This window comes from Devosia sp. (assembly GCF_048261455.1).
In the GTDB taxonomy this organism is placed as follows: Bacteria; Pseudomonadota; Alphaproteobacteria; order Rhizobiales; family Devosiaceae; genus Devosia_A.
This window is the reverse complement of the sequence record NZ_JBLXGA010000012.1, coordinates 68,502-94,502: the sequence shown is the minus strand read 5'-3', so window position 1 is coordinate 94,502 and position 26,001 is coordinate 68,502. Positions and strand designations below refer to the sequence as shown.

The following is a 26,001-nucleotide window of genomic DNA, read 5'->3' as shown; positions in this document are numbered from 1 at the left end:
GTTGACGTATAGGTCAACCAATCCCGATCCTGCAAGCGTCAGGCGGCGGGAACGGGCAGGGGCGACAAGGCGGTGACGATGGCGAGGCTGGTGACGAAACCGGCCAGGAGCCAGATCGGCAGCCGCCGGCTCGCGTCATGGGCAATCAGCGTGAAGACGATCGGCATCATCACCACGCACATCAGCAGCAGGAAGGCCACGCCGACCATGGCGAGAACGCTGTAGGCGGCGCCAAGGATGAACGGGGCGAGCGACGCCAGTATCGCCAGCGGCACCATCCAGAGCGCCTTCACTTCGCGCCAGAGGATGGACAGTAGGAGGCCGACGATGCCGAGCAAAAGACCAGCGCTGGCCAGGATTGGAAGGAAGCCGGTGTCACCGGTGAACAGGTTGGCGGGCGCGGAAAAAAAGCCGGCAATCGCGGCGCCCCACATGGCAAAGAACGACATCAATACTATCCAATAGAATCTGAAGACGGTCGGCGCGAATATTCGCAGGCTATAAGGCACCGATGTCGGGTGCCGCAATAACGCTTTAGGCGGGTATCAGCGAAAATACAGATGCATGGCCCGTTGTGCCGCCGGGGGCGCCGAAATCGGGAACATCGAGGTCGGCAATCGCGCACAGGCGGTGCTGGGGCAGGTCGGCACGATGTGGATCGCCGACCAGCACTTCGATGCCTTGTGCGAGGAAGCCATCGAGTGCAGCGGTGGCCGTGGTCGCGACATCGGGGTGGTAGTGAACGTCGCCGGCCAGCACCAGATCGAGGCGCGGCAGCGGGTCGGCTGGATCCAGCACGGTGATGGCAACGCCGTTCAGTTCGGCGTTCAGCGTCGTGGCGGCGATGGCGAGAGGATCGAGGTCGGTGGCATAGACCTTCGCGGCGCCCGCTTTTGCTGCTGAGATCCCGACCAGGCCGCAGCCGGAGCCGAAGTCCAGTACGGCTTTGCCGGCAACGGTTTCCGGGTGATCCTGAACGTAGAGTGCCAGGGCGAGACCGCCGGCCCAGGCATAGGCCCAGTAGGGCGCCTCATCGCGCTCTAGACGGCTCAGCCGGCTGCCCGAATGGGCGAGATAGGCGGAAAGCCCCGGCAGGCTCGGTAGCGGCCGGGGTTTCAGATGGGTGCGGACGATGGTTTCGGCGTCGGGCCGGTCGCTCAAGTGTTGAACTTGAACAGCATCACGTCGCCATCCTTGACGACATATTCCTTGCCTTCGTCGCGTGCCTTGCCAGCTTCCTTCGCCGGGACTTCACCGCCGAGGGTCACGAAGTCATCATAGGCGATGGTCTGGGCGCGGATGAAGCCACGCTCGAAATCGGTGTGGATGACACCGGCGGCGGCCGGGGCCTTGTCGCCCTTGTGGATGGTCCAGGCGCGCGATTCCTTGGGGCCGACCGTGAAATAGGTCTGCAGGCCCAGCAGCGCATAGGCTTCCCGGATCAACCGGTTGAGGCCGGCCTCTTCGAGCCCGAGCGACTCGAGATACTCGGCGCCCTCGTCATCCGGCAGCTGCGCCAGCTGGGATTCGATTTCGGCCGAGATGACCACCACGCCTGCCTCGTGCTGGCTGGCATAGTCTTCGACCTGCTTGCTCATGGCGTTGCCGGTCGCGGCGGAGCCTTCATCGACATTGCAGACATAGAGCGCCGGCTTGGAGGTGAGCAGCTGCAGTTCCTGGAAGGCCTTTTCTTCCTCGGCGTCACGCTTGACGAAGCGGGCCGATTTGCCCTCGCGCAGCAAAGCCAGCGAACGGTCGATCAGGTCGAGCGTCAGCTTGGCGTCCTTGTCGTTCTGCTTGGCCTTTTTCTCGACACCGCTGCGGCGCCGCTCGAGGCTTTCGAGGTCGGCCAGCATCAGCTCGGTCTCGACCACCTCGGCATCGGCCAGCGGGTCGACGCGGTTGGCAACGTGGATGACATTGCCGTCTTCAAAGCAGCGCAGCACATAGGCGATGGCGTCGCATTCGCGGATATTGGCGAGGAACTGGTTGCCGAGCCCTTCGCCCTTCGACGCGCCCTTCACCAGGCCGGCGATGTCGACAAAGCTCATGCGGGCGGGCTGGATATTGATCGACTTGCCGATCTCGGCCAGCTTGTAGAGTCGCGGATCCGGCACCGCCACCTCACCGATATTCGGCTCGATGGTGCAGAAGGGGAAGTTGGCCGCCTGCGCTGCGGCAGTGCGGGTGAGGGCGTTGAAAAGGGTCGACTTGCCGACGTTCGGCAGGCCGACGATGCCCATCTTGAAACCCATGGTCGTCTCCGAAATTTGTTGGCCTTCACATCGGGGGAAGCGGCGCCGATGTCAATGCGCTAGGGTCAGAGCTTTCAGCCTGGTGACCCTTCGGCCAGCTGGTGCAGCACGAAATCGGCACGGGCGGCAACACTGGTCAGCTGCCGCCGTCGCCATCCTTTTTGAAGAGCTTTTTCAGCATGTCGGCCATGGGGCCGCTGGTGGGCACCTTGGCTTGCGCCGTCTTGGGGCGCGCCGCGCGGATGTGGCTTTGCGGCTTGGCCTTGGGCCGGGCGGGATCGGCCGTCTGCGGGCGCGCGGGGCGCTCGGCGCCATCGCCGTTGACCGCCAGGGCCAGCTTGTTCATCAGGCCGTTGTCATCGCCTTTGACGATCATCGTCGCATTGTCGGCGACGGCGTCGAGCAGCGGGTTCAGCCAGTCGTCCTGTTCGGACTTGGCGAAGTCGCCCAGCACGTGACGCATCACCAGGTCCTTGTGACCCGGGTGGCCGACGCCGAGGCGGACGCGGCGATAGCCGGTGCCGATCTGCGGATCGATGGAACGCAGTCCGTTGTGGCCGCCATTGCCGCCGCCGATCTTGACCCGCACCTTGCCGGGCGTCAGGTCGATCTCGTCATAGAGTACCGTGATATCGGTGGCATCGAGCTTGTAGAAGCGCGCCACCAGCTGCACGCTGTCGCCGGACGAATTCATGAAGGTCTGCGGCTTGAGCAGCAACACCTTGTCGTCGCCGATCGTGCCCTCTGAAATCAGGCCCTGGAATTTCTCGCGGAAGTTCGGGAAGTTATGCCGGCGGGCGATCGCGTCGATCGCCATGAAGCCGATATTGTGGCGGTTGCCCGCGTATTTGTTCCCCGGATTGCCGAGGCCGACGATGAGATGCATCGGCTGTCTCCCGAGGACAGTGAGGGACGGGCCGGGGCCCGTCCCAAAAGATCATTCCGAAGCGTCGTCGTCAGTTTCTTCCTCAGAGGCGGACTCTTCCGAGGCTTCTTCCGAACGCAGACCCGACGGCGCGACGATGGTCGCAACGGTCGCATCTTCCTCTTGGCTGTGGTCTTCGACACCAGCCGGCAGCTTGATGGCGGACATGTGGATCGTCTCGCCGACATCAAGGCCGGTGAGGTCGACTTCCACCGCTTCCGGGATGTTGTTGGCAGAAACGGTCAGATCCAGCGTGTGGTGCACGATGTTGAGCACACCGCCGCGCTTGATGCCGGGGCTGTCTTCTTCATTGATGAAGTGGACGGGCACCTGGACGTTGATCTTCGAGCCCTTGCCGACGCGCAGGAAGTCGATGTGCATCGCCTTGTCTTTGACGGGATCGAGCTGGTAGTCGCGCGGGATCACGTTGTGCTTTTCGCCGTCCACATTAATGGTCAGCGTGTGGGACAGGAAACCACCGGAATAAATCCGCTTCATCGCCTCGTTGTAGGAGATGGAGATCGGCAGGGGAGATTTCTTGTCGCCGTAGATCACGGCGGGGATGAGCCCCTCACGACGCAGAGCACGAGCGGCCCCCTTGCCCACTCCGCTGCGCGCCTGAGCCTTCAGCTCGGTCGTTGCAGTCGCCATTGAATGTTCCATTCATGGGTTGTGTGCGAGCCATGCAGATCATAGCCCGCGCGCCCATCCTCCAGGGGTGACAGGCGCTTCATGGCGCTGGGCTATAGTCGAAAGCCGCGCAGCGGGCAAGAGATACAACGTATTCGCGCCGGGCTTTGGGGCGGCTTTCATCTGCGCGTCAACACCTTGTTAACCATGATGTCCCGCGTTGGACCTTTCGCGCAGATCGGAGCAGATCAGATCAGAGCAGAGGTGAGTGGAGGCGGTACGCTTAACTCAGCGCTTGACCAGGGCCGCGGCGCTGCCAACCACATCCTCGAACATGGCTGCCGTCAGTACGCCGGTGTTCGTGTTGTAGCGCGAGCAGTGGTAGCTGTCGAAAAGCACGATGCCGCTGGTAAGCGTGTGTTCTGCCCCGTGGGAGAAGGGGAAAGCGGAACGCTTTTCGCCCAAAGTACTCAACAGGGTATCATGGGCAATGCGACCCAGAACCAGGAACGCCCGGGGTCGGGCTGCCGCGATCGTGGCGGTCAGGAACTGTCGGCAGGTCTTGATCTCGGTCGTCGTCGGCTTGTTCTGGGGCGGCACGCACCGCACCGCATTGGCAATCAGCACATCCAACAGGTGCAGCGTGTCATCGGGGCGTTTGTCATAGTCGCCGGCTGCGAGCCCAAACTTTTGCAGGGTGGCGTAGAGCAGGTCGCCGGCATAGTCGCCGGTAAATGGCCGGCCGGTGCGGTTGGCGCCCTTCAATCCGGGAGCCAAGCCGACGATCAACAGCCCGGCATCGGCATCACCCCAGTTGGGCACGGGGCCATTAAAGAAGTCGGGATAGGTGCGCTTGTTGTTCTGGCGGAAGTCCACCAGCCGAGGACAAAGCGGGCAGTCATACGGTGGGTTGGTGACGGACAAGGCAGACCAGAAGCTTGCGACTCAGGAAGTCTCAGGCTTCGCCCTATGCCGGGGTGCGGTCAACCGGCGGACGTCCGACGGTCTTGGCCAGCTCGGCGACCTCAAGGAAAAAATCCGCCTGGCGACGCAGGTCATCAGAGATCATCGGGGTCGGGGTGGTCAGTGTTGACGCCACGGTCACCCGCTTGCCGCGGCGCTGCAAGGCAGCCACGAGGGCAGTGAAGTCGCCGTCGCCGGAAAAGAGCACGAGGTGGTCGTAGTGTTCGGCCATATCGAGCGCATCAACCGTCAACTCGATATCCATGTTGCCTTTTATCTTCCGCCGGCCCGAAGAGTCTGTGAATTCTTTGGCAGGTTTCGTGACGACCGTGAAGCCATTATAGTCCAGCCAGTCGATCAGAGGTCGAATAGAGGAGTACTCCTGATCCTCGACCAGCGCGGTGTAATAATAAGCGCGTAGAAGGGTGCTCTTCGATTGGAATTCCGACAGCAGCCGGCGATAGTCGATATCAATGCCTATCGCCTTGCTGGTAGCGTATAAATTTGCGCCATCGATGAAAAGAACGACTTTCTCATTGGGAATGAATGACAAAATATCTCTCCGGGCCGGATCGTTGCATTCTACAACATCGGCCAACTTTATTTATCCGTGTCATGGGCCGCAACGACAAACAGCGAGTAAGCCCGACTTAAGTTCTGAAAACGCTCTTAATGGATGTTTCGACGTTTGCCAATACGGGCTAAAGCCCCCCTGAAGGATTTGGTTCCGGTCCGGAAGCTACATGCGGTTACGTCTGTGGACGGCTTGGCTGCCCTTTGGTCAGGGCGGGTTGTGTCTGCCGGGCCTGTCGTGTATGAGGACCGCTTGTCCCAACACATGTACTGGAGACGTCCGTGGCCCGCGTCACCGTCGAAGACTGCATTGAAAAGATCGAGAACCGGTTCGACCTCGTTCTGCTGTCGGCGCATCGCGCCCGTATGATCTCGGCTGGCGGCCAGATCACGGTTGATCGCGACAACGATAAGAACCCCGTCGTCGCCCTGCGCGAGATCGGCGATGGCACCATTTCTCCCGATGACCTGCGCGAGGATCTGATCCATTCGCTGCAGAAGTATGTCGAGGTCGACGAGCCCGAGCAGCACACTGCGCCGCTGCTGGATGGCGCGACTGCCGACGAAGACAGCGACACATTCGACACGATCAGTGAAGACGAACTGCTGCGTGGCATCGAGGGCTTGGCGCCGCCGGAGCGTCGCGACGACTAAGACGTATCGCGCCGCCGATTGATCGGCGCGGCGTGCAGCCTATATAGCTAGTGGGCGTCGGGCGTCGGCCCGGCGCTTTTTTTGTTTGTCCGATTATCTAAATCGGCGCCGCTGCCGGGGAGTCGCTTAGCTCCATGATGCGTCAGTACGAACTGCTGGAGCGGGTTCAGGCCTACAACCCGAATACCGACGAAGCGCTACTGAACAAGGCTTACGTCTATGCCATGCAAAAGCATGGCACGCAGACGCGCGCCTCTGGCGACCCCTACTTCAATCATCCTCTTGAAGTCGCGGCGATCCTGACCGAGCTCAGGCTCGACGATGCCTCGATCGCCGTCGCCCTGTTGCACGACACAATCGAGGATACGGACGCGACGCGGGCCGAGATCGACCAGATGTTCGGCCCTGAGATCGGGGCGATCGTTGAGGGATTGACCAAGATCGACCGGCTGCAACTCGTGACCCGCGAGGAGGCGCAGGCCGAGAACCTCAGAAAGCTGCTGCTCGCCATATCCGCTGACGTGCGGGTGCTGCTGGTGAAGCTCGCCGACCGGCTGCACAACATGCGCACGCTCGACTATGTGGCGCCGGAAAAGCGGCGGCGGATCGCCAAGGAGACGATGGATATCTATGCGCCGCTGGCCGGTCGCATGGGCATGCAGGATATGCGCTCGGAGCTGGAGGACCTGTCGTTCCGTGCCATGCAGCCGGAGCATTATGCGGCCATTACCGACCGGCTGGCGGAGATGAAGTCCGGGTTTTCGGATACGATCAATGCAATCACCACCGAACTGGGTGAAAAGCTCAAGGGCGAGGGGATCGATGCCACGGTGAAGTCGCGGCTGAAATCGCCCTGGTCGATCTTCACCAAGATCGAGCGCAAGCAGATCGCGCTGGAACAGCTGTCCGATATGATCGGCTTCCGGGTGATCGTGCCCAATGTTGCCGACTGCTATCGGGCGCTGGGTGTCGTCCATACGAACTGGAAGGTCGTGCCCGGACGGTTCAAGGACTACATCTCGGTCCCCAAGCATAATGACTATCGCTCGATCCACACGACGATTGTCGGGGTGGGTCGGCAGCGCGCCGAGCTGCAGATCCGCACCGACGAAATGCACCGCATTGCCGAGTTCGGTATCGCCGCGCACGCCCTGTACAAGGAGGGGGCCACCGACATTCACACGATCGAGAACGAATCCAAGGCCTTCGTATGGCTGCGTCAGACGATCGGGCATCTGACGGCCGGCGCCTCGAGCGAGGATTTTCTCGAATACACCAAGCTCGAACTGTTTCAGGATCAGGTGTTCTGCTTCACCCCGCGCGGGAGGCTGATTGCGCTGCCGCGGGGCGCGACGCCGATCGATTTCGCCTATGCGCTGCACACCGATATCGGCGACACCTGCGTCGGCGCCAAGATCAACGGTCAGATCGTCCCGCTGGTCACGCAGTTGCGGTCAGGTGACGAGGTCGAGATCCTGCGCGACCAGAACCACCTGCCGCCATTGAACTGGGAGACCATCGCCGCGACGGGTAAGGCGCGGTCGGCGATTCGGCGTGCCGTGCGTCAGGCGGCGCAGCAGCGCGCCCATGCGCTGGGTGAACACATGATCTCCATGGTCGCCGATCGGGAGAACGCCGATCTGGATGATCAGAACTACCAGGATTTCGCCGATCACTTCGGTCTACCAGGCAAACGTGAGCTGCTTATCGCGCTCGGTGAGGGCAAGATCAGCGCAGACGACATCGGTACGCAGATGCTTGAGGCACGCGGCATCAAACGCCGCCGCAAGAAGCTCGATATGCCGGCGCCCGACAAGGCGGAGGGCTGGTTTGCGCTGCGGGCGACCGATCAGTTCCGCTTCCGGGTGCCGGGTAATCCGCGATCTGGCCCGTGCGCCAAGGAAGCGCTGACGCAGCTCAACTTCAACACGGCTGTTGTCTTGTCTGAAGAGGGCGTAGTGCCCGGCGATCGGTTGCTGGGCATCATGGTGCCCGACGGGCCGATCACAATCTATCCGATCCATTCGGATTCCCTGGCGGATCTGTACGACCTGGACGTCGCATGGATTGATGTGCGCTGGGATGCTGGCCGGAACGACGATGTCTTCTACCCCACGGTGATCTCGATGCAGGCGCGGAACCAGCCGGGCGCGCTGGCGCAAATCGCTGCGGTGATTGCCGCATGCGAGGCCAATGTCCATAATCTGTCGATGCGCATGGAGTCGCCGGACTTTCACAAGTTCATTTTCCACATCGAAGTGCGTGATCTGGCGCAGCTGACCGACGTGCTCAATTCGCTAAAGCTTGCCAGCGGCATTTCCGACGTGCACAGGGCAGGGGTGGCCGAAGCGCGTTCGCTCGATCGGCTCGAATGGACCAAGACCCAACCCGAGGAGGAACCGGCGTGACGCAGGACGACGTGCTGCAATTGTTTCGTGAAAGTGGAGCGCTGCTGGAAGGCCATTTCATTCTGTCCTCCGGATTGCGGTCGCCGATCTTTCTGCAAAAGGCGCGTGTCTTCATGCACCCGGAGAAGGCCGAGAAGATGTGCCGAGCGCTGGCGGAGCAGATTCGCGCGGCCGGCTATGGCGACATCAGCAAGATCGTTTCGCCAGCCGTTGGTGGCATCATCCCCGGATATGAGACGGCGCGGCATCTCGGGGTGCCGGCAATCTACACCGAGCGGGTGCAGGGCGAGTTTGAGCTGCGGCGCGGGTTCGAACTGGCTCAGGGCGAGAAGGTGATCATTGTCGAGGACATCGTTTCGACCGGGCTGTCGATCCGCGAATGCGTCGCGGCTATCCGTTCGACCGGGGCTGACGTGGTCGCGGCGGCCTGCCTGATCGATCGCTCGGGTGGCGAAGCTGATGTCGGCGTGCCGCTGGTGTCGCTGACCCAGTACAAGGTGCCCGCATATCCAGCCGATGCTCTGCCGCCTGAGCTCGCGGCACTGCCGGCGGTCAAGCCCGGCTCGCGCGGACTGGCATGACGCGATGATCATCGGGCTGGGGAACGACCTGTGCGAGATCAAGCGTGTCGAGAAGACGCTGGCGCGCTATGGCGAGCGGTTCACGCAGCGCTGTTTTACCGAGATCGAGCGCACCAAGTCGGACCGGCGCAAGCTGAGGGCGGCGTCTTACGCCAAGCGGTTTGCGGCGAAGGAAGCCTGCGCCAAGGCGCTCGGCACCGGCCTTAGTTTCGGCGTTTATTGGCGCGACATGGGCGTGGTGAACCTGCCATCAGGCAAGCCGACCATGAAACTGACGAATGGCGCTGAGCGTGTGCTGGCGCGGCTCATTCCTGCCGGGCACCGGCCCGTCATTCATGTGTCTATCACCGATGACAACGGAATGGCCCAGGCCTTCGTCATCATCGAGGCGCTACCAGTTGACCAAGCGTCGACGGTCTCGTAACCACCAAGTACCCGCCCGCTATGGGCCGAGGCAAAAATGAGCCAATCCATGTCAAAAGCCGAGGCCAAACCGGGCAAGCAAAAGAACGAACTCGTCGAGACGATCATCGTCATCGTCGAGGCGCTGGTCATTGCGCTGGTGTTTCGCACTTTCCTTTATCAGCCGTTCTCGATTCCGACCGCCTCGATGCAGTCGACGCTGATGATCGGCGACTATTTCGTCGCCAACAAATGGGTCTGGGGCTACGGCAAGTACTCGTTTCCGCTGCCGGTGCCGATGAACGGCCGGCTGCTCGGCGGCACGCCTGAGCGCGGCGACGTTGCGGTGTTCCGCAACGAAGTGACCAACGAGGACTATATTAAGCGCGTCATCGGACTGGGCGGTGATACGATCGAAACCCGCGATGGCCGGCTGTATATCAACGACGTCATGGTCGAGCGCACTGAAATGGGCACGGCCATGGACAAGGATAGCTATGGCAATGTCGTGCCGGTGACCGTTTATACCGAGACGCTGCCCAATGGCGTGACCCATACGATCCAGGAAATTTCCGACAATCAGCCGCTGGACAACGCCGGTCCCTACACCGTCCCGCCCGGGCACTACTTCATGATGGGCGACAACCGGGATCGCTCGGCTGACAGCCGGGTGCTGAGCCAGGTGGGTTACGTGCCGTTCGCCAATTTTATCGGCAAGGCGGAAGGCCGGTTCTTCTCGATCGCCGACAACATCGCGCCATGGAAACTCTGGGAATGGCCCGAGAACGTGCGCTGGGATCGCATGTTCCAAGCCGTAGACTAATGAGCAAGAAACGCGGGCACGAAAAGCTGGAAGCACGGCTCGGCTATCGGTTTGCCGACCCGGATCTGCTGACCCGTGCGCTGACGCATTCGAGTGCCATTTCGCCGGGTAAGCGCGTCGAGAACTCCTATCAGCGTCTGGAGTTTCTGGGGGACCGAGTGCTGGGGCTGGTGGTCGCCGATCTGCTGTATCGGCGGATGCCGAAGGCCAATGAAGGCGAGCTCAGCCGTTCGCTCAATTCCCTCGTGCGCAAGGAAACCTGCGCGGCCGTGGCCCGGCAGCTCGATCTCGGCTCGGAAATGCACCTCGGCGAGAGCGAAGCGCGGACGGGCGGTGCCAACAAGGACGCCATTCTGGGCGACATCACCGAGGCGGTGATCGGCGCGATCTTCTGTGATGGTGGTCTCGGCAAGGCCTATGAAGTGGTCGAGCGGCTGTTCGTGGAGCTGATCGGGCATGCAGGTAATGTCCGCGCCGATCCCAAGACCACGCTGCAGGAATGGGCCCAGGGTAAGGGCCTCGAGCCCCCGGTCTATGCCGAGGTCGAGCGGACCGGGCCTGATCATGCCCCGGAATTCACCATTGCGGTGCAGTTGAAGGATTTCCCGGTCACCACCGCGACCGGCCCATCCAAGAAGCTGGCCGAACACAAGGCAGCGGAGGCCTTCCTCATCCGCGAGAAAGTCTGGCGCGAAACTCTATGACCGATGACAGTCCCGAGGCTCTCGTGAGCCCAGAGAATACGCGCTGCGGTTTCATTGCGCTGGTCGGTGCGCCGAATGCCGGCAAGTCGACGCTGCTCAACTCGCTCGTGGGTACCAAGGTGTCGATCGTCACGCACAAGGCGCAGACGACGCGGGCGCAGATTCGCGGCGTCGTGACCGAAGGCCTGTCGCAGATGGTCTTCATCGATACGCCCGGTATCTTCACGCCCAAGCGCCGGCTCGACCGTGCGATGGTGGACGCGGCCTGGACCGGGGCGGGCGATGCGGACCTCGTGGCGCTGATCGTCGATGCCGAGCGCGGTGTGACGCCCGAAGTCGAAGCCCTGCTGCAGGGCCTGGCGGATATTCCGCATGACAAGGTGCTGGTGCTCAACAAGATCGATCTGCTGAAGCGCGAGAAGCTGCTGGCGCTCGCCGCGCAGCTCAACGACACCGTGAAGTTCGAAGAGACCTTCATGATCTCGGCGCTCACCGGGGATGGCGTCAAGGACATGCTCGACTGGGCATCGGAGCGCATTCCCTTGGGCCCCTGGCATTTCCCCGAGGACCATCTGACCGATCTGACGATGGCGATCACGGCGGCCGAAGTGACGCGCGAGAAGCTGTTCCTGCGCATTCACGACGAGATCCCCTACAATGCCACGGTCGAGACCGAGAAGTTTACGATCCAGAAGGACGGGTCCTATCGCATCGATCAGGTGATCTATGTGACGCGCGACACGCACAAGAAGATCGTGCTCGGCGCCGGCGGGCAGACGGTCAAGGCCATCGGCTCCGACGCGAGGGCCGAGCTTGTAGAGATCTTCGAAGTGCCGGTGCATCTGTTCTTGTTCGTCAAGGTACGGCAGAAGTGGGCGGATGACCCCGAGCGCTATCAGGAAATGGGTCTCGAATTCCCGCACTAATCCGGTGGAGCCGCGATGCAGTGGAGCGGTGAAGGCCTGATCATCGGCGTCCGACGGCATGGCGAGTCGAGCGTCATAGCAGAAGTCATGATCGAGGGGCGCGGCCGGCAGCTGGGGCTGGTACGTGGCGGCCGGTCAAGCCGCATGTCGGCGACGCTACAGCCCGGAAATACAGTCGCGGTGACGTGGCGCGCCCGGCTTGAAGAGCATCTCGGAAACTTCACCATCGAGCTCATCAAGGGGCGTGCAGCCGAACTGATCGAGGATCGGTTGCGGCTCTATGCGACCCAACTGCTCTGCGACCATCTGCGGCTCCTGCCAGAGCGCGACCCGCATGACCGGCTGCTGGCCATGGTGCTGCATGTGCTCGACGACGTGCCGCGGCGCGACCTCGCACTGTGGGCCGCGCGGTTCGAACTGATATTGCTCGACGAAATGGGGTTCGGGCTCGATCTCTCGCACTGCGCATCAACGGGCGTGACCGAGAGGCTGACGCATGTTTCCCCACGCACCGGGCGTGCCGTCAGTCATGCAGCGGCGCAGCCCTATCTCGACCGGTTGCTGCGCCTGCCCAAGTGCTACTTCGGCGAGATTTCGAGCGCCGATGACCTGCGTGACGCCTTTGCGCTCACCGGGCATTTTCTCGATATGCATGTGTGGGCAATGCGGCAGATCGATCCGCCGGCGATGCGCGAAGCCTTTATCGTTTCGGCTGTGGCCGCGGCTCTCGCGGAGGAGGGGGGCTAGACCAGCTTGCCGCGCTGCGGCGTCTGGTTGCGCTTTGCTTCTGCGTCCGCTCGGGCTGAAAGGCGCCGGCGCAGTTTTGCCTCTGCGATGGTCTGCATGTGGGCCTGCGTGGCGTTCAGAGGTGCGACGACGATCACCTCCGTGCCCGTCGCCTCATCGATCGCTGCGACCCGCATCTGCTGGCCGACCTGAGTGAACTCGAAGTAGATCTTGCCGGGTCCCGGCGTGCGGGATCCGGCCATCGATCAGGTATCGAAGTTGACGGTGCCCATCGCGTCGTACTGGTAGACGTCGTCGCGGAAGCTGACGGTACCCTGACGGTTGGCCCAGGCAGTGATGTAGGTGGTGTGGATCGGCACCTGCACGTCGAGCTGAATGTTCTCGCGCATGCCGGCTTCCCAGGCCTGCATGACGGATTGCGGGGTCCAGCCGCCGCCATTGTCGCGCAACAGCCAAGCCACCAGCTCCTCGATGTTCTCGCAGCGCATGCAGCCCGAGGAATGGAAGCGCGCATTCTCGCCGAACAGGGATTTCTGCGGCGTGTCATGCATGTACACGGCATAGGGGTTGTAGAAGTCGATCTTGCAGTGCCCCATCGAGTTCTCGCCGCCCGGATCCTGCCGGAAGGTGTATTTCACCGCCTCGTTGGTCTGCCAGTTGATGGCGGTCGGCGGGATTTCGGTGCCGTTGCCATCAAAAATGCGGATGTTGAACTTGGTCAGATATTCCGGATCCTCGTTCATGTACTTGATCATGTCCTTCTCGATGATGCTCTTGGGCACCGTCCAGTAAGGATTGAACTTCACCTGGAAGATCTTGGAATTGAGGATCGGGGTGGCGCGATCGACCTTGCCGACCACAGAGTTGTGGCGCTGGACGACCTGGCTGGCCTCGACCGCTTCGACGGTGGCGGCCGGAATGTTCACAACCACATAGCGATCGGAAAGCGCGGATGCCCACTGCTCGATCCGCTGGGCGTTTAGCCGCAGCTGGTTCAGCCGGTAATCGGTCGGCACTGACATGGCATAGAAGGTGGCTTCGTCGACCGCGCCGTTGATAACCAGACCGTGACGGGCCTGGAACAGGCGCACGGCAGCATCCAGATCATTGCCGAAGTCATTGTCGATGCGTTCCTGCACCGGCATGTCGCCGTTGATCATGAGGCGACGCTTGAGCGCGCCAACCGCCTTGCGCTTGGCGCCGAGCTTCAGGCCATACCAATCGCGTTCGGGCAGCTCCCAGCTACCATTGGCGGCGACGAAGGCTTCGTAGTTCTGGATCGCCAGCTGCAGGTTATAGGCCGTGTCATAGCTGAGAATCGGCTCGATGGTGTCAACCAGGCTCATGGCCGAGGCCGTGTTGCCCGACTGGTCCACATTGGCGAGTTCGCGATCACGGGCGAACACATCCCAGATGTCGCCGTCTTCAGCCCGCGCGATGGCCGGCATGGCCAGCGAGGCTCCCATTCCTGCCATTGAGACCAAAAGGTTACGTCGATTCATCCGCATCCGTTCATCCGCTCAAATGAGATCCGCCAAGGATCGCGTCATACCATTGCACCGAATATGCACCAACAAGGTCAAGCAGGTGTGAACCGCGAGGCTGCTGGTTTCGGAACATGAGGAATATCGCCGATTCACCAGCGGCGATGGGACGACTTCATACTGAATTTTGCGGCGCAAATAAGAAGCGCCGGTCCTGGGACCGGCGCTTGCCTTAAAACTGTGTCGATCGGGTCACTCAGAGCTTGTAGAGGATCTGATCCACCCAGAAGCGCTCGAGGCGGCTCATGGCCTTGTTGAGCCCGTCGAAAGCTTCGACGTCGAGGCCGCCGACCTTTTCGATCGACTTGAGGTGACGATCGTAGAGTTCATCGATAACTTCGGCGACTTCTTCGCCCTTCGGCGTCAGCCGGATGCGGACCGAACGGCGGTCGGCGCGAGAGCGCTCCTGGAAGATGTAGCCGGTCTCGACGAGCTTCTTGAGATTGTACGAAACGTTCGAGCCCAGATAATAGCCGCGCGAGCGCAGTTCGCCGGCGGTCATTTCTGCATCGCCAATGTTGAACATCAGCAGCGCCTGAACCGGGTTGATATCGTCCCAGCCCATGCGGTCGAACTCATCCTTGATCAGATCAAGAAGGCGCCGGTGCAGACGCTCGACGCGGCTGACCGCCTCAAGATACAGCGGCTTGAGCCCCTGGGCTTCTTCGGGAACCATCGCCTCTGCGGCATTGGATTTCATGGCCATGCTTGCCTCACTGTCCTGTCGTCGTGCACGGTTTTTATCCGCGTCTCATGAGGCCAATCTAGGCACCCGCAAATAAGATCGCCTTAAGCCGCACACTTAAAACTATCTTACGGAAAAAGTTCAGCAATTTGGCTTTACGGAAGGTAACCGCGACTTCTAAAATGGTAACCTGAATCGACCGTTACTACTGCTCGCGGGTGCGGCGGATGCGCCAGCGCAGGCCGAATAGTACCAGAATGGCGACGACCAGAACGATCCGCACGACGAAGTCGAAGGGCGAGATGTGAATGTCCGGATTGCCCGTGAGGTAAAGGACAAGCTCGATGGTCGTGGCGCCGACGAGCAGCACGGCACCCCAGCTGGCGCCGATCCAGATTCCGACGGCCGCAAACAGGCGTGCCACGCAGAATGTGGAGAGATAGGCGAAGCCTGTCGGGCCGAGAACGGTCATGGGATCGGCGGACCCCGTGGTGATGCCCAGCAGCAGTGCAGCATCGCTGAGACCCAGCAGCAGGGCCACCATTGCGATGATGCGCATGTATCGCTGTCCAAGCTCGCTCGTCAGATCCATGGGTGCCTCTTTGATTGGGTCCACTTAGCCCGCACCGGGCGGGTGCGGCAAGCCGGGACGTGACGAGGGCCCGCAGTGCCTGCTATGAGCGCGCGAGTTACGGAGAGTTTCAAATGACCGAGCGGTGGCCGCGACACGACATGTCCTTTCTCAACGGCGTCCGGCAGCGGCGGATGCGCCGGACCGGATGGCTGCGCGACATGGTGCGCGAGACCGTGCTGACGCCGCATGACTTCATCTGGCCCCTGTTTGTGATCGAGGGCCAGAATGAGAAGACCGCGATCCGCACGATGCCCGGTGTCGAGCGTATGAGTGTCGACTTGCTGGTCGCGGCAGCCAAGGACGCGGCGGCTGAGGGTATCCCGGCATTGGCCTTGTTTCCCAACACACCGGGACATCTGCGCAATGAAGATGCAACCGAGGCCTATAACCCCGACAATCTGATGTGCCAGGCGATGCGAGCCATCAAACAGGCGGTGCCCGAGATCGGGCTGATCGCCGATGTGGCGCTGGATGAATATTCCAGCGACGGGCAGGACGGGCTGGTGCGGGATGGGGAGATCCTCAACGACGAGACCGTCAACGTGATGGTGCGCTCCGCCATCGTGCAGGCGCGGGCAGGGGCCGACATCATCGCGCCATCCGACATGATGGACGGGCGCGTCGCGGCGATCCGCCAGGCGCTCGACGCCGAGGGCTTTTCGCATGTCGCGATCATGTCCTATTCGGCGAAATTCGCGTCGGCCTATTACGGTCCGTTCCGCGAGGCGGTCGGCTCGGGCGACAGGCTGAAAGGCGACAAGCGCACGTATCAACTCGACTTCGCCAATTCCGATGAAGCGCTACGCGAGGTTGCCCAGGACATCGAAGAAGGCGCCGACATGGTGATGGTCAAGCCCGGCATGCCTTATCTCGACATGGTGCGGCGCGTGCGGGACACGTTCGATGTGCCGGTGTTCGCCTACCAGGTGTCGGGCGAATACGCGATGATCCGATTTGCGGCCGATGCCGGTGCCATTGCCGGGGAAGCGGCGATGATGGAAAGCCTGATGGGCTTTAAGCGGGCCGGCGCTTCGGGTGTTCTGACCTATTTCGCGCTGGAGGCCGCGCGGCTGCTGAACGCCTGAGCGCCTGGTTCTGGCGCTCGAGACTTGTCTTTGCACAAAACGGGGCCATCTTTGGTGCGGAGAAACGGGGACCTGTGATGAGCCATTTGCCGGATCCGGCCACGGCGCCGGAACTGTTTGACGGTTTGCTGCTGCGGCGCGCGTGCGCCTATGTCATCGATTGCGCGATCATCGTGATGATTGTTTTTGTGGTGTCGCTGCTGGGCGTGATCGGCGGCATTCTGACGCTCGGGCTGGGCTGGCTGACGCTGCCGTTTCTGATCCCGCTTGCCATTCTGGGCTATTACGTCGCGACCCTGGGTTCCGTAGCGCGGGCGACGATCGGCATGCGGGCGATGGATATCGTCCTGACGCCGACGAGGGGGCAGCCGCTCGACGGGTGGCGCATTCTCATCCATCCGCTGCTGTTCTGGGTGACGGTGTGGATTTCCTGGCCTTTCCTGTTGCTGTTTGCGCTGTTCACGCCGCGTCAGCAGATGGTGCACGATATGGTGGTCGGGACATTGATGCTGCGGCGCTCGCCGATGGAGCGGCATTGGCAGGCCTTCACTACCGCCTGATCCCCATTGCGGGGATTCCGCGGCGCGACTAGACTGATTCGATCAGTGCAAGGGCCGTGATTTGACCGACCAGACGCCCGAAAATACCCAGCTGTTCCTGACCGCGGCGATGCCGTGTCCCTACCTGCCGGGCCGGCAGGAGCGGAAGCTGTTCACGCATCTGACGGGGCGGCGTGCCTCGAGCCTGCATCAACTGCTCTCGGATAACGGGTTTCGGCGCAGCCAGAACCTGATCTATCGCCCCGCCTGCGATGGTTGCTCTGCCTGCCAGTCCGTGCGGATCGTGGCGCAAGAGTTCACGCCTGGCGCGCGCTACCGTCGTGTGCTGAAGACCAATGCCGATATTCAGGTCGAGGTGTGCCAGCCGCGCGCCACGGCCGAACAGTACGAATTGTTCAAGCGCTATCTCGATGCCCGGCACTCGGGCGGCGGCATGACGCAAATGAGCTTCGTCGACTATGAATATATGGTCGAGGATACGCCGGTGCAGACCGTACTGGTCGAGTATCGCATCGGGAACCTGCCGGATCGGCCGCTCGTCGCCGTGGCTCTCACCGACGTGATGCCGGACGGGCTGTCGATGGTCTACAGCTTCTATGATCCGGACCTCGGCAAGCGCGGGCTCGGCAATTATCTGATCCTCGATCACATCGAGCAGGTGAAGCTGGCCGGCCTCAGCTATGTCTATCTGGGCTATTGGGTAAAGGACTCGCCCAAGATGGCCTATAAGGGGCGCTTCGCGCCGCTGGAAGTTCAGCGTGGCCCGCTCGGCTGGCGCCCAATCGAGGTCACGCCCTAGGGCGGATTGCTCGGCATCCAGTTGATCCAGCCGCGCCGTGATGGCGCGCCGAAGCAGAGCTTAGGGAATGTCCGTTCCGTGCGGGAAGGTCACGATGCCGTTCGCGCTGCGGTAGCGGGCGAGTTCTGCTTCGATGCCGGTTGGCATGGCGAGCCGCGGGTAGACGGCGATATGCTTCTGCTAGCCGCAAATAGACGACATACGTTCCAGCTTGTTTATAGGTCGGCATGCCGTAGGAGATGATTTCATCGGCATGGGGCGCCGCGCTGCGGATGGCATCGCGTAGCTTGGACAGGCGCTCGGCAACATCTGGGGGGCAGCCAGCGATATAGATGTCGACCTTTTCGCTGGCATCCGTTTCCTAGCCGCCTCCAGTATTTTTACTGAGAACTACTACCGCATTGTCCGCATCTGCTTGCCAGCATTTTAAACGAATGCTGCTGCCCGCGTTATATGCGGATGGCGAATGTAATGGGTATTGAGGGGGTAAAGCCGTCGTCTTGTGTCGATGGCAAGGCCGCTTGCCGGCAAGGAGGCACGATTTGGTAGACACGTTCATTCGGTCAAGCCGCGATACATTTGTTGAGTTCATTCCGGTCCCGACCGTTTCCAAGCCCGAGCGCCGGCCACCGCCTGTTGCGCGAAAAAGTGTCGAGGATCACGAGCGTCAGTTGGCACTGACCAATCGCAATCTCGAGCAGTTGCTGGCCGGTGGCGTCAAACTGATGACGGATGTGCTGGCGCTGGCCCGCCCGGAAGTTTTTCAAAAGGCCGCCAAGGTACAGCGGTGGGCACGACGGTTGGCCGGCCATATCGAGGTAGAAAAGGCCTGGGAGTTGGATCTTGCCGCGCTGCTCTATCCGATGGGCGTGATCGCGCTGTCCGACGAGATCGCGGCGAAATATGCCACCAACCAGCCCATGTCGGCTGCCGAGGTGCTGACCATCGAGGAAAGCAGCCTGGTGGCGTCGCGGCTGATTGCCAATATCCCGCGGATGCAGGGCGTCGCGCGAACCGTCTTTTACGCGCACAAGGGCTATGACGGTTCCGGTTGGCCCAAGGACGGCCCGCACGGCACTGAACTGCCCCAGAACTCGCGCATCCTCAAGGTGCTGATCGACCTCGCCGACGAGGCGACTGGCTTGCTGCGGACCCGTGAGGGGGCATTCGAAAAGATGTCAGAGACGGCGGGGCGCTACGATCCCGACATCTTCCGGGTCGCCTTCGACGTGCTGAAAACGCCGGCGGTCCTGCCCACTGAAACCGAGATGACGCTGACGCTGGAGGAACTGCAGTCCGGCGATATTCTGGTGCACGATCTTGTGGACAACGAGGATCGACTGGTGCTGTCGGCCGGCTCTCAGTTGAGCGAAATGGGCACGCAACGGCTGTTGTCCCAGAGTGGCCGCCTGCCGGACACCATCACCATCGTCCGGCTTTCTGAAGGCGTTGCTAAGGATGAAGGTGATCTGCCTGACACCGAGCTGTTCTGAGCCGGGCGTTCCTCCCAGCCTCGGTCTCAGTAGGCCGGCGTCCGCCTAGGACGCCGGCTTGCTCGTTCAAGCTGCGAAATAGCTTTGCAGCGGCCGCACCGTCAGGGTGTCCTGGCTATAGGCGATGATCCCCTCCACCGCGGCGGCCGCGCCGGGAATCGTGGTGTAGTACGGGATCTTGCCCATCAGTGCGCTGCGACGGATATCGCGGCTGTCGGAAATCGACTTGATGCCGTCGGTTGTGTTTATGACCAGCTGGACACCGCCATTCTTAAGCGCGTCGACGATATGCGGCCGGCCTTCCTGAACCTTGTTGACCTTGGTGACGGTAAGCCCGTTTTCGCTCAGGTACTTGTGCGTGCCGGTTGTCGCGACGATGGCGAAGCCTGCCTCGAGCAGCCGACGGGCGGACTCGATCACCAAAGGCTTGTCGTCGTCCCTGACAGAAATGAAGATCGTGCCGGCGCGCGGCAGGCGCGAACCTGAGCCGAGCTGCGACTTGGCGAAGGCACGGGCGAAATCGGTATCGAGACCAATGACTTCGCCGGTCGACTTCATCTCTGGGCCGAGCACCGTATCGACACCGGCGAAGCGGCTGAACGGGAAGACGGCTTCCTTGACGGCGATATGGTCGAGCTTTTCTTCCCTTAGGCCGAAGCTCTCCAGCGTCTCGCCTGCCATGATGCGCGCGGCAATCTTGGCGATCGGAGTGCCGATGACCTTGGCGACGAAGGGCACCGTTCGGCTGGCGCGCGGATTGACCTCCAGAAGGTAGATCGTGCCGTCCTTGAGTGCGTACTGCACGTTCATCAGGCCCCCGACATGCAGTGACAGGGCAAGTTCAGTAGTCTGACGCTTCAGTTCCGCCAGCACCTCGTCGCTGAGATTGACCGGGGGCAGGGAACAGGCGCTGTCGCCGGAGTGGATGCCGGCTTCCTCGATATGCTCCATGATGCCGCAGATGAAGACGTCCTTGCCGTCGGACAGGCAATCGACGTCGATTTCGATGGCGCGGCTGAGATAACCGTCGAAGAGCAGCGGATTGTCGGACAGCACCGAGTTGATCTGACCCGTCTTGTCGTTCGGGTAGCGATGCAGGATGTCCGGCGGCACCAGCGAGGTGAGCGTATCCTGGATGTAGCGCTCGAACTCGGAGGGGGAGTGAACGATCTGCATGGCGCGGCCGCCAAGCACGTAGCTGGGGCGAATAACCAGCGGATAGCCGAGCCGCTCGGCAACGATGCGGGCCTGTTCGAGTGAATATGCGATGCCGTTCTTGGGCTGGGTCAGATCCAGCTTGTTGATGAGCTTGGAGAACAGGTCCCGGTCTTCGGCGAGGTCGATGGAACTCGGCTGGGTGCCGAGGATCGGAACACCGGTCTTTTCAACGGCCTCTGCGAGATTGAGTGGGGTCTGGCCACCGAACTGCACGATAACGCCGTGTAGCGTGCCCTTGGCCTTCTCGGTCTCGAGAATTTCCATCACATCTTCTTCGGTCAGCGGCTCGAAATAGAGTCGATCCGAGGTGTCGTAGTCGGTGGAAACCGTTTCCGGGTTGCAGTTGACCATGATGGTCTCGTAGCCCGCGTCGGCCAGCGCGAAGGCGGCGTGGCAGCAGCAATAGTCGAACTCGATGCCCTGACCGATGCGGTTCGGGCCGCCACCGAGGATGACAACCTTCTTGCGGTCCGAGGGGCGCGCCTCGTCATCCGGTACGGCGCCGAACGGCGCTTCGTAGGTCGAATACATATATGCGGTCGGCGAGGCGAACTCGGCGGCGCTGGTATCGATGCGTTTGTAGACTGGGCGCACGCCGAGCATGCGGCGCATACGGTAGACTTCCTTGGCCGTCGTGCCGGCCAGATCCGCCAGGCGGCTGTCCGAAAAGCCCATCGCCTTGAGGCTGCGTAGCGTTGCGGTGTCCTGCGGCAAGCCGTGCTCGCGTACCTTTGCCTCCATATCGACGATGCCCTTGATCTGCTCGAGGAACCACGGATCGATACGGCTGGCGTCGTGAATATCTTCGAGCGAATAGCCCAGGCGCATCGCTTCGGTCACATGCAGCAACCGGTCCGGCGTGCCGGTCGAGATGGCGGCGAGCACGGCATTCTCGTTGTCGTCCTCGGGTGCGCCGACGACGTATTCGGGAATGCCGATCTCGTTGAGCCCGGTCAGGCCGGTTTCGAGCGAGCGCAGCGCCTTTTGCAGGGATTCCTGGAAGGTCCGGCCGATGGCCATGGCTTCGCCCACCGACTTCATGGCCGTGGTCAGCCGGTGATCGGCACCGGGGAACTTTTCGAAGGCAAAGCGGGGAATCTTGGTGACGACGTAATCGATGGTCGGCTCGAAGCTGGCCGGGGTTGCGCCACCGGTGATGTCGTTTTCCAGCTCGTCCAGCGTATAGCCGACGGCCAGCCGGGCCGCGACCTTGGCAATCGGGAAACCAGTGGCCTTCGAGGCCAGGGCCGAGGAGCGCGAAACGCGCGGGTTCATTTCGATGACGATCATCCGGCCATCGGCCGGGTTGATGGCGAACTGGACGTTGGAGCCGCCGGTCTCGACGCCGATCTCGCGAAGCACCGCGATCGATGCGTCGCGCATGACCTGGTATTCCTTGTCGGTCAGCGTGAGGGCCGGGGCGACAGTGATGGAGTCGCCGGTGTGGACGCCCATCGGGTCGAGATTTTCGATTGAGCACACGATGATGCAGTTGTCGTTGCGATCGCGGACAACCTCCATCTCGAACTCTTTCCAGCCGAGCACGGATTCCTCGACCAGCACTTCATTGGTCGGCGAGGCGTCGATGCCGCTTTCGCAGATGGCGAGATATTCCTCGCGGTTGTAGGCAATGCCACCGCCGGTGCCACCGAGCGTGAAGCTGGGGCGGATGATACAGGGCAGGCCGATGACCTCAAGCGCCTGCAGCGCTTCGATGGTGTTGTGCGCCAGACGCGAACGCGGCGTGTCGAGGCCGATCTTGGTCATGGCATCGCGGAAGAGTTCGCGATCCTCGGCCTTGTCGATCGCCGCAGCGTCAGCACCGATCATCTCGACGCCGAACTTTTCGAGGACGCCCATCTTGCGCAGCGACAGCGCGCAGTTGAGCGCCGTCTGGCCGCCCATGGTCGGCAACAGCGCGTCCGGGCGTTCCTTCTCGATGATCTTGGCGACGATCTCGGGGGTAATCGGTTCGACATAGGTCGCGTGCGCCAGATCCGGATCGGTCATGATGGTCGCCGGATTGGAGTTGACCAGGATGATCCGGTAGCCCTCGTCTTTCAGCGCCTTGCAGGCCTGGGTGCCCGAGTAGTCGAATTCGCAAGCCTGCCCGATGATGATCGGTCCCGCACCGATGATGAGGATGGACTTGATATCGGTGCGTTTTGGCATGTGGCACTCTGCGGTTTGGACGCGCGGAAAGACCCGCGGTGGGCGGGTGGCGGCGTCACTGTCTATGGGCTAAGCGCGTCCTGTAACGGAAGTGCTGCGTGAAGGGAACCCCCAGAGGGTGCGACGCTAGCGCCGCGAGACCCCGGTGATGGCGACGCCGCACCAGCCGAGGATGAGCAGTCCGCCGCCGATCGGTGCTGCGAAGGGAAAAAGTGCATGATCGGCAAGACTGCGCATCGCCAGATCGCCTGCAAACAGCGCCAGCCCCGCCGCCATGACATAGGCGGTGATTCCCGCAAGCCGCGGCTCTCTGATAATGCCGAGCGCCAGCAGAGCGGGGGCGTGGATCAGCAGGAAATTGCCCGCGATGGCGAGGTTGGAATCAGCCTGGTGAGAGGCGAGGGCAGACAGTCCGACACCAAGGACGCCACTCAGACCGGCGATGACGAGGTGAGGGCGGGCCATGGTGAGGTCTCCTGTAACGAGGCTTTCGATATGCGCTTGCGCACATAATTGTCGGGACGCGTTGGCGATGCCAAAATCGGTGTGCGAGAGGAGGGCGCTATGTGCCGCAACATCAAGCCGCTTTTCAACTTCGAACCGCCATCATCGCGCATGGAAATGCACGACGCGGCGCTACAGTTCGTTCGTAAGGTGTCGGGATACACCCAGCCATCGCAGACGAATGCAGCCGCATTTCACGAAGCCGTCGAGGATATCGAACGGATCGTCGACAGGATGCTGGCGTCGCTGGAAACGAATGCGCCGCCACGAGACCGGGATCTCATGGCGGCGAAAAAGCGTGAACGGACCGCAGCGCGTTATGGCGTTCGCGCCTAGCGGTCGCAACCAGGCGTGTCGATCAGCCCTTTGTCAGCTTGATGCTGGAACCGGTCGCCTTGCCTTCCTTGTCGACCATCTTGAAGCTCATGCCGATAGCCGTAGGCGCGAGAGTCATCGTGGATGATACGACGCCGTAGTTCGTCTTCACGTTCGACGAAGAGAACACAATGCTGTTGCCGCGCCGTTTGCCAACCACCTGAGCGGTGCCGGCCTGAGACGACGAGGCCGATTCAAAGCGGTTCTTGGCTTCGTTGTACAGAATCGTTCCGCGGAAGCTGGTGGCACCGCTGCCGCCCAGGCTGCAGCGGCCAGTGTAGTTGAGCCGGTCGCCGCCTGACGGCTTGAAGCTCATGCGGCAGGCAACCGGACCGCTATTTGCGCCCGTAGCGTTGCCGCGACCACGCCAGTTGCCCTCCAGTTGGGCGAGAAGTGCGGTGTCACGAGGGCCGGCGAGCGCCGGCAGTCCGAGTGGCAGGGCAAGCACGCCAGCGAGAAGGACGGCTTTGGCATAGTGGGTCATACGCATATTGGGCTCCGATATTTCGCCCGAACACTAGATGGGTCAGGCCGCGGGCGGAAGTTGTTCCCGCAGAAATGACTAACCGGTGATCGAGTGAGGCTGTGGGTCTATTTAAGGCCGTGTAGCAGTGACAGATGCAAGATGAACGTAATCCGAACGAAACCGATCCGCTGGCGATGGAACCGCAATTGTCACAATCCCGTTGGGAAAGGACACTCATTGGAGGCTCAAATGCTTAATCTGCTCATCCTGCTGATCGTAATTGCGCTTGTTGCCGGCGCGTTTGGTTTCACCGGAATTGCCGGCGGCGCCGCCGGACTGGCCAAGATCGTTTTCGGCGTGCTTGTGGCCGGTATCATTATCGTCGTGCTGCTGATGGCGTTCGGTATTTCGCTTATCGCTTAGCGCGCACTACTCTTCCGGTTCTGCGGTAAAAAGTAGCGGAAAGCCTTCGCCTCGGGCCATGTCCGAGGCGCGCTTGGCTTTGGTCTCCGCCACTTCGCGGGTGAACACGGCCACCACACAGCTGCCTTTTGTGTGTGCCGTGATCATGATGCGGTTAGCCTGATCTTCGGTGATGCGAAACTCGGCTTTCAGTACCCGCACAACGAACTGGCGGGGCGTAAAGTCGTCATTGACCAGCATGACCTTGTAGAGCGGTGGACGCGCCACCTTCTTGCGCGTCGTCGTGCGCGGTTTGGTGTCGGTGTCTGACAAGTGTGGCGGCGGGGTCGTGCTCATGGCTCGCAGTCTAGCACCTTACGCTCGCCGCTGCATCCGTGACGCGGCGGGGCACAGCAGATATGAACGGCGCGATTGTCGCCGCCAGACTCGCCGGTGGTGGCATTGATAGTGCGGCCATCGCCGCCACTTCAGACATTTGCGGCCAGGTCGTGAACCACGCTGCCGCGGTCTCAGAGCCAAATTGGAGGACACTCATGGCTGACGTTCCAAGCATCGCCCTGCGCGACGGCAATTCCATTCCCCAGCTCGGGCTGGGCGTCTGGCAGGTGGATGCAGACATAACGGCCCGGGTCGTGACCGAGGCCATCGAAGCCGGGTACCGCTCGATCGATACCGCCGAGGGCTATCAGAACGAGGAGGGCGTCGGCGAGGCGATCCGCAGTTGCGGTGTACCGCGCGACCAGCTGTTCATCACCTCGAAGCTGCGCAATTCGGCGCATGGCCGCGACGCGGCGCTCAAGGAATTCGACGAGACGATGGCCAAGCTGGGCGTCGAGCAGCTCGACCTGTTTCTTATCCACTGGCCGCTGCCGAGCATCGGCAAGTATGTGGAGGCCTGGCAGACATTGGTCGAGCTCAAGCAGCAGGGCCGGATCCGCTCGATCGGTGTGTCCAATTTCAACGAAGACCACCTGAAACGGATCATCGACGAAACCGGCGAGACGCCGGTCGTCAACCAGATCGAACTGCATCCGCGGTTCCAGCAGCGGGACAAGCGTGATTTCCACGCCCAGCACGACATCAGGATCGAGAGCTGGAGCCCGCTGGGTTCGGGACGTCTGCTCGGGGATTCGGCGATCGCCGAAATCGCGAAGAAGCACAACAAGTCCGTCGCCCAGACGATCATCCGCTGGCATCTGCAGGAAGGGCTGATCGTTATTCCCAAGTCGAGCAAGAAGGATCGTATCATCGAGAATTTCGATGTGTTCGACTTCGAGTTGGACGATGCAGATATGCGCCGGCTCGGTGAGATGGACAGCGCCAGTGGCCGGGTCGGGGCCGATCCGGCAACGGCAAGCTTCCTGTTCTGAGTTTCAGGGGTCGGACTTCGGTCCGGCCCTTTTCATTTGTGTCTTGAGGCCTGCGCTTGCCGCCAAGTTGAACATCGCTGGC

The 26,001-nt window shown here is 61.7% G+C and carries 31 protein-coding genes; 15 read left to right on the top strand and 16 right to left on the bottom strand.

The features are described from left to right. Positions 1-38: 38 nt before the first annotated feature. The 7 genes from ACN0TK_RS13480 to ACN0TK_RS13450 all read right to left on the bottom strand — a co-directional run bounded on the left by ACN0TK_RS13480 (position 39) and on the right by ACN0TK_RS13450 (position 5,371). Entirely contained in the window at positions 39-449 is a 411-nt protein-coding gene (locus tag ACN0TK_RS13480; protein ID WP_417310025.1) for a hypothetical protein, read from the bottom strand. Positions 450-534: 85 nt separating this feature from the next. Further along, a complete protein-coding gene (locus ACN0TK_RS13475) occupies positions 535-1,161 on the bottom strand; it encodes a class I SAM-dependent methyltransferase (protein ID WP_417310024.1) in 627 nt (208 codons plus the stop codon). Further along, positions 1,158-2,255 carry a redox-regulated ATPase YchF gene (gene ychF / locus ACN0TK_RS13470; protein WP_417310023.1) on the bottom strand — a complete coding sequence of 366 codons (1,098 nt, stop codon included), beginning with the start codon at positions 2,253-2,255 and terminating at the stop codon, positions 1,158-1,160. The genes ACN0TK_RS13475 and ychF overlap by 4 nt, the downstream gene beginning before the upstream one ends. Before the next feature lie 136 nt (positions 2,256-2,391). After that, positions 2,392-3,141, bottom strand: coding sequence for an aminoacyl-tRNA hydrolase (gene pth / locus ACN0TK_RS13465; RefSeq protein WP_417310022.1), 750 nt, complete (start codon positions 3,139-3,141; stop codon positions 2,392-2,394). 51 nt (positions 3,142-3,192) lie between these two features. Beyond that, positions 3,193-3,831, bottom strand: a complete 639-nt coding sequence (locus tag ACN0TK_RS13460) for a 50S ribosomal protein L25/general stress protein Ctc (RefSeq protein ID WP_417310021.1) — start codon at positions 3,829-3,831, stop codon at positions 3,193-3,195. A 267-nt stretch (positions 3,832-4,098) separates the two neighbouring features. Further along, positions 4,099-4,734, bottom strand: coding sequence for a uracil-DNA glycosylase (locus ACN0TK_RS13455; RefSeq protein WP_417310020.1), 636 nt, complete (start codon positions 4,732-4,734; stop codon positions 4,099-4,101). A gap of 43 nt (positions 4,735-4,777) precedes the next feature. After that, the gene (locus ACN0TK_RS13450; protein WP_417310019.1) at positions 4,778-5,371 is read right to left on the bottom strand and encodes an NYN domain-containing protein; all 594 of its coding nucleotides are present in this window, start codon (positions 5,369-5,371) and stop codon (positions 4,778-4,780) included. 257 nt (positions 5,372-5,628) lie between these two features. Between ACN0TK_RS13450 and rpoZ the strand changes: the two genes are divergently transcribed. From rpoZ to recO, 8 genes are all read left to right on the top strand, one after another. Further along, on the top strand, positions 5,629-6,000 hold the full coding sequence (rpoZ, locus tag ACN0TK_RS13445) for a DNA-directed RNA polymerase subunit omega (RefSeq protein WP_417310018.1): 372 nt from the start codon (positions 5,629-5,631) through the stop codon (positions 5,998-6,000). Positions 6,001-6,134: 134 nt separating this feature from the next. Then, positions 6,135-8,408: a RelA/SpoT family protein gene (locus tag ACN0TK_RS13440; protein WP_417310017.1), complete on the top strand. Its 2,274-nt coding sequence runs from the start codon at positions 6,135-6,137 to the stop codon at positions 8,406-8,408. Further along, on the top strand, positions 8,405-8,989 hold the full coding sequence (gene pyrE, locus ACN0TK_RS13435) for an orotate phosphoribosyltransferase (protein ID WP_417310016.1): 585 nt from the start codon (positions 8,405-8,407) through the stop codon (positions 8,987-8,989). Before ACN0TK_RS13440 ends, pyrE begins: the two co-directional genes overlap by 4 nt. A gap of 4 nt (positions 8,990-8,993) precedes the next feature. Beyond that, complete coding sequence (gene acpS / locus ACN0TK_RS13430; protein ID WP_417310015.1) at positions 8,994-9,413, top strand: holo-ACP synthase; 420 nt, start codon at positions 8,994-8,996, stop codon at positions 9,411-9,413. Between the two features lie 48 nt (positions 9,414-9,461). Next, complete coding sequence (lepB, locus tag ACN0TK_RS13425; RefSeq protein ID WP_417310014.1) at positions 9,462-10,214, top strand: signal peptidase I; 753 nt, start codon at positions 9,462-9,464, stop codon at positions 10,212-10,214. After that, entirely contained in the window at positions 10,214-10,918 is a 705-nt protein-coding gene (gene rnc / locus ACN0TK_RS13420; RefSeq protein ID WP_417310013.1) for a ribonuclease III, read from the top strand. The genes lepB and rnc overlap by 1 nt, the downstream gene beginning before the upstream one ends. Beyond that, complete coding sequence (gene era / locus ACN0TK_RS13415) at positions 10,915-11,844, top strand: GTPase Era (protein ID WP_417310012.1); 930 nt, start codon at positions 10,915-10,917, stop codon at positions 11,842-11,844. The genes rnc and era overlap by 4 nt, the downstream gene beginning before the upstream one ends. Before the next feature lie 15 nt (positions 11,845-11,859). Then, positions 11,860-12,591 carry a DNA repair protein RecO gene (recO, locus tag ACN0TK_RS13410; RefSeq protein WP_417310011.1) on the top strand — a complete coding sequence of 244 codons (732 nt, stop codon included), beginning with the start codon at positions 11,860-11,862 and terminating at the stop codon, positions 12,589-12,591. On the opposite strand, the gene ACN0TK_RS13405 is transcribed toward recO, so the two are convergent. From ACN0TK_RS13405 to ACN0TK_RS13390, 4 genes are all read right to left on the bottom strand, one after another. Continuing rightward, complete coding sequence (locus ACN0TK_RS13405; protein WP_417310010.1) at positions 12,588-12,833, bottom strand: DUF6898 family protein; 246 nt, start codon at positions 12,831-12,833, stop codon at positions 12,588-12,590. The two genes, recO and ACN0TK_RS13405, sit on opposite strands and share 4 nt — an antisense overlap. Before the next feature lie 3 nt (positions 12,834-12,836). Continuing rightward, entirely contained in the window at positions 12,837-14,039 is a 1,203-nt protein-coding gene (locus tag ACN0TK_RS13400; protein WP_417310009.1) for a L,D-transpeptidase family protein, read from the bottom strand. Positions 14,040-14,331: 292 nt separating this feature from the next. After that, a complete protein-coding gene (gene ldtR / locus ACN0TK_RS13395) occupies positions 14,332-14,841 on the bottom strand; it encodes a transcriptional regulator LdtR (protein ID WP_417310008.1) in 510 nt (169 codons plus the stop codon). A gap of 184 nt (positions 14,842-15,025) precedes the next feature. Beyond that, complete coding sequence (locus ACN0TK_RS13390) at positions 15,026-15,412, bottom strand: hypothetical protein (protein WP_417310007.1); 387 nt, start codon at positions 15,410-15,412, stop codon at positions 15,026-15,028. A gap of 113 nt (positions 15,413-15,525) precedes the next feature. Between ACN0TK_RS13390 and hemB the strand changes: the two genes are divergently transcribed. The 3 genes from hemB (at position 15,526) to ACN0TK_RS13375 (ending at position 17,898) form a co-directional block, all read left to right on the top strand. After that, positions 15,526-16,539, top strand: coding sequence for a porphobilinogen synthase (hemB, locus tag ACN0TK_RS13385; RefSeq protein WP_417310006.1), 1,014 nt, complete (start codon positions 15,526-15,528; stop codon positions 16,537-16,539). Positions 16,540-16,616: 77 nt separating this feature from the next. Continuing rightward, entirely contained in the window at positions 16,617-17,099 is a 483-nt protein-coding gene (locus tag ACN0TK_RS13380; RefSeq protein ID WP_417310005.1) for an RDD family protein, read from the top strand. Between the two features lie 61 nt (positions 17,100-17,160). Further along, on the top strand, positions 17,161-17,898 hold the full coding sequence (locus tag ACN0TK_RS13375; protein ID WP_417310004.1) for an arginyltransferase: 738 nt from the start codon (positions 17,161-17,163) through the stop codon (positions 17,896-17,898). Here ACN0TK_RS13375 and ACN0TK_RS13370 read toward each other — a convergent pair. Then, positions 17,888-18,193 (bottom strand): hypothetical protein, encoded by a 306-nt coding sequence (locus ACN0TK_RS13370; RefSeq protein WP_417310074.1) that lies wholly within the window; start codon positions 18,191-18,193, stop codon positions 17,888-17,890. The genes ACN0TK_RS13375 and ACN0TK_RS13370 overlap by 11 nt on opposite strands. A gap of 376 nt (positions 18,194-18,569) precedes the next feature. Between ACN0TK_RS13370 and ACN0TK_RS13365 the strand changes: the two genes are divergently transcribed. Further along, a complete protein-coding gene (locus ACN0TK_RS13365; RefSeq protein ID WP_417310003.1) occupies positions 18,570-19,391 on the top strand; it encodes an HD domain-containing phosphohydrolase in 822 nt (273 codons plus the stop codon). Between the two features lie 66 nt (positions 19,392-19,457). On the opposite strand, the gene carB is transcribed toward ACN0TK_RS13365, so the two are convergent. Continuing rightward, positions 19,458-22,781: a carbamoyl-phosphate synthase large subunit gene (gene carB, locus ACN0TK_RS13360; protein ID WP_417310002.1), complete on the bottom strand. Its 3,324-nt coding sequence runs from the start codon at positions 22,779-22,781 to the stop codon at positions 19,458-19,460. 126 nt (positions 22,782-22,907) lie between these two features. Continuing rightward, the gene (locus ACN0TK_RS13355) at positions 22,908-23,246 is read right to left on the bottom strand and encodes a DUF423 domain-containing protein (protein WP_417310001.1); all 339 of its coding nucleotides are present in this window, start codon (positions 23,244-23,246) and stop codon (positions 22,908-22,910) included. A gap of 99 nt (positions 23,247-23,345) precedes the next feature. On the opposite strand from ACN0TK_RS13355, the gene ACN0TK_RS13350 reads away from it, so the two are divergent. Beyond that, positions 23,346-23,621: a DUF2277 domain-containing protein gene (locus ACN0TK_RS13350; protein WP_417310000.1), complete on the top strand. Its 276-nt coding sequence runs from the start codon at positions 23,346-23,348 to the stop codon at positions 23,619-23,621. Positions 23,622-23,643: 22 nt separating this feature from the next. Here ACN0TK_RS13350 and ACN0TK_RS13345 read toward each other — a convergent pair whose 3' ends face one another. Next, positions 23,644-24,150, bottom strand: a complete 507-nt coding sequence (locus tag ACN0TK_RS13345) for a hypothetical protein (RefSeq protein ID WP_417309999.1) — start codon at positions 24,148-24,150, stop codon at positions 23,644-23,646. Positions 24,151-24,375: 225 nt separating this feature from the next. Between ACN0TK_RS13345 and ACN0TK_RS13340 the strand changes: the two genes are divergently transcribed. Further along, on the top strand, positions 24,376-24,549 hold the full coding sequence (locus ACN0TK_RS13340) for a DUF1328 family protein (RefSeq protein ID WP_417309998.1): 174 nt from the start codon (positions 24,376-24,378) through the stop codon (positions 24,547-24,549). Between the two features lie 6 nt (positions 24,550-24,555). Here ACN0TK_RS13340 and clpS read toward each other — a convergent pair whose 3' ends face one another. Then, positions 24,556-24,861, bottom strand: a complete 306-nt coding sequence (gene clpS / locus ACN0TK_RS13335) for an ATP-dependent Clp protease adapter ClpS (protein WP_417310073.1) — start codon at positions 24,859-24,861, stop codon at positions 24,556-24,558. A gap of 221 nt (positions 24,862-25,082) precedes the next feature. Here clpS and ACN0TK_RS13330 point away from each other — a divergent pair, with 221 nt between their 5' ends. Further along, positions 25,083-25,919 (top strand): aldo/keto reductase, encoded by an 837-nt coding sequence (locus ACN0TK_RS13330; protein ID WP_417309997.1) that lies wholly within the window; start codon positions 25,083-25,085, stop codon positions 25,917-25,919. The last annotated feature ends 82 nt before the right edge of the window (positions 25,920-26,001 follow it).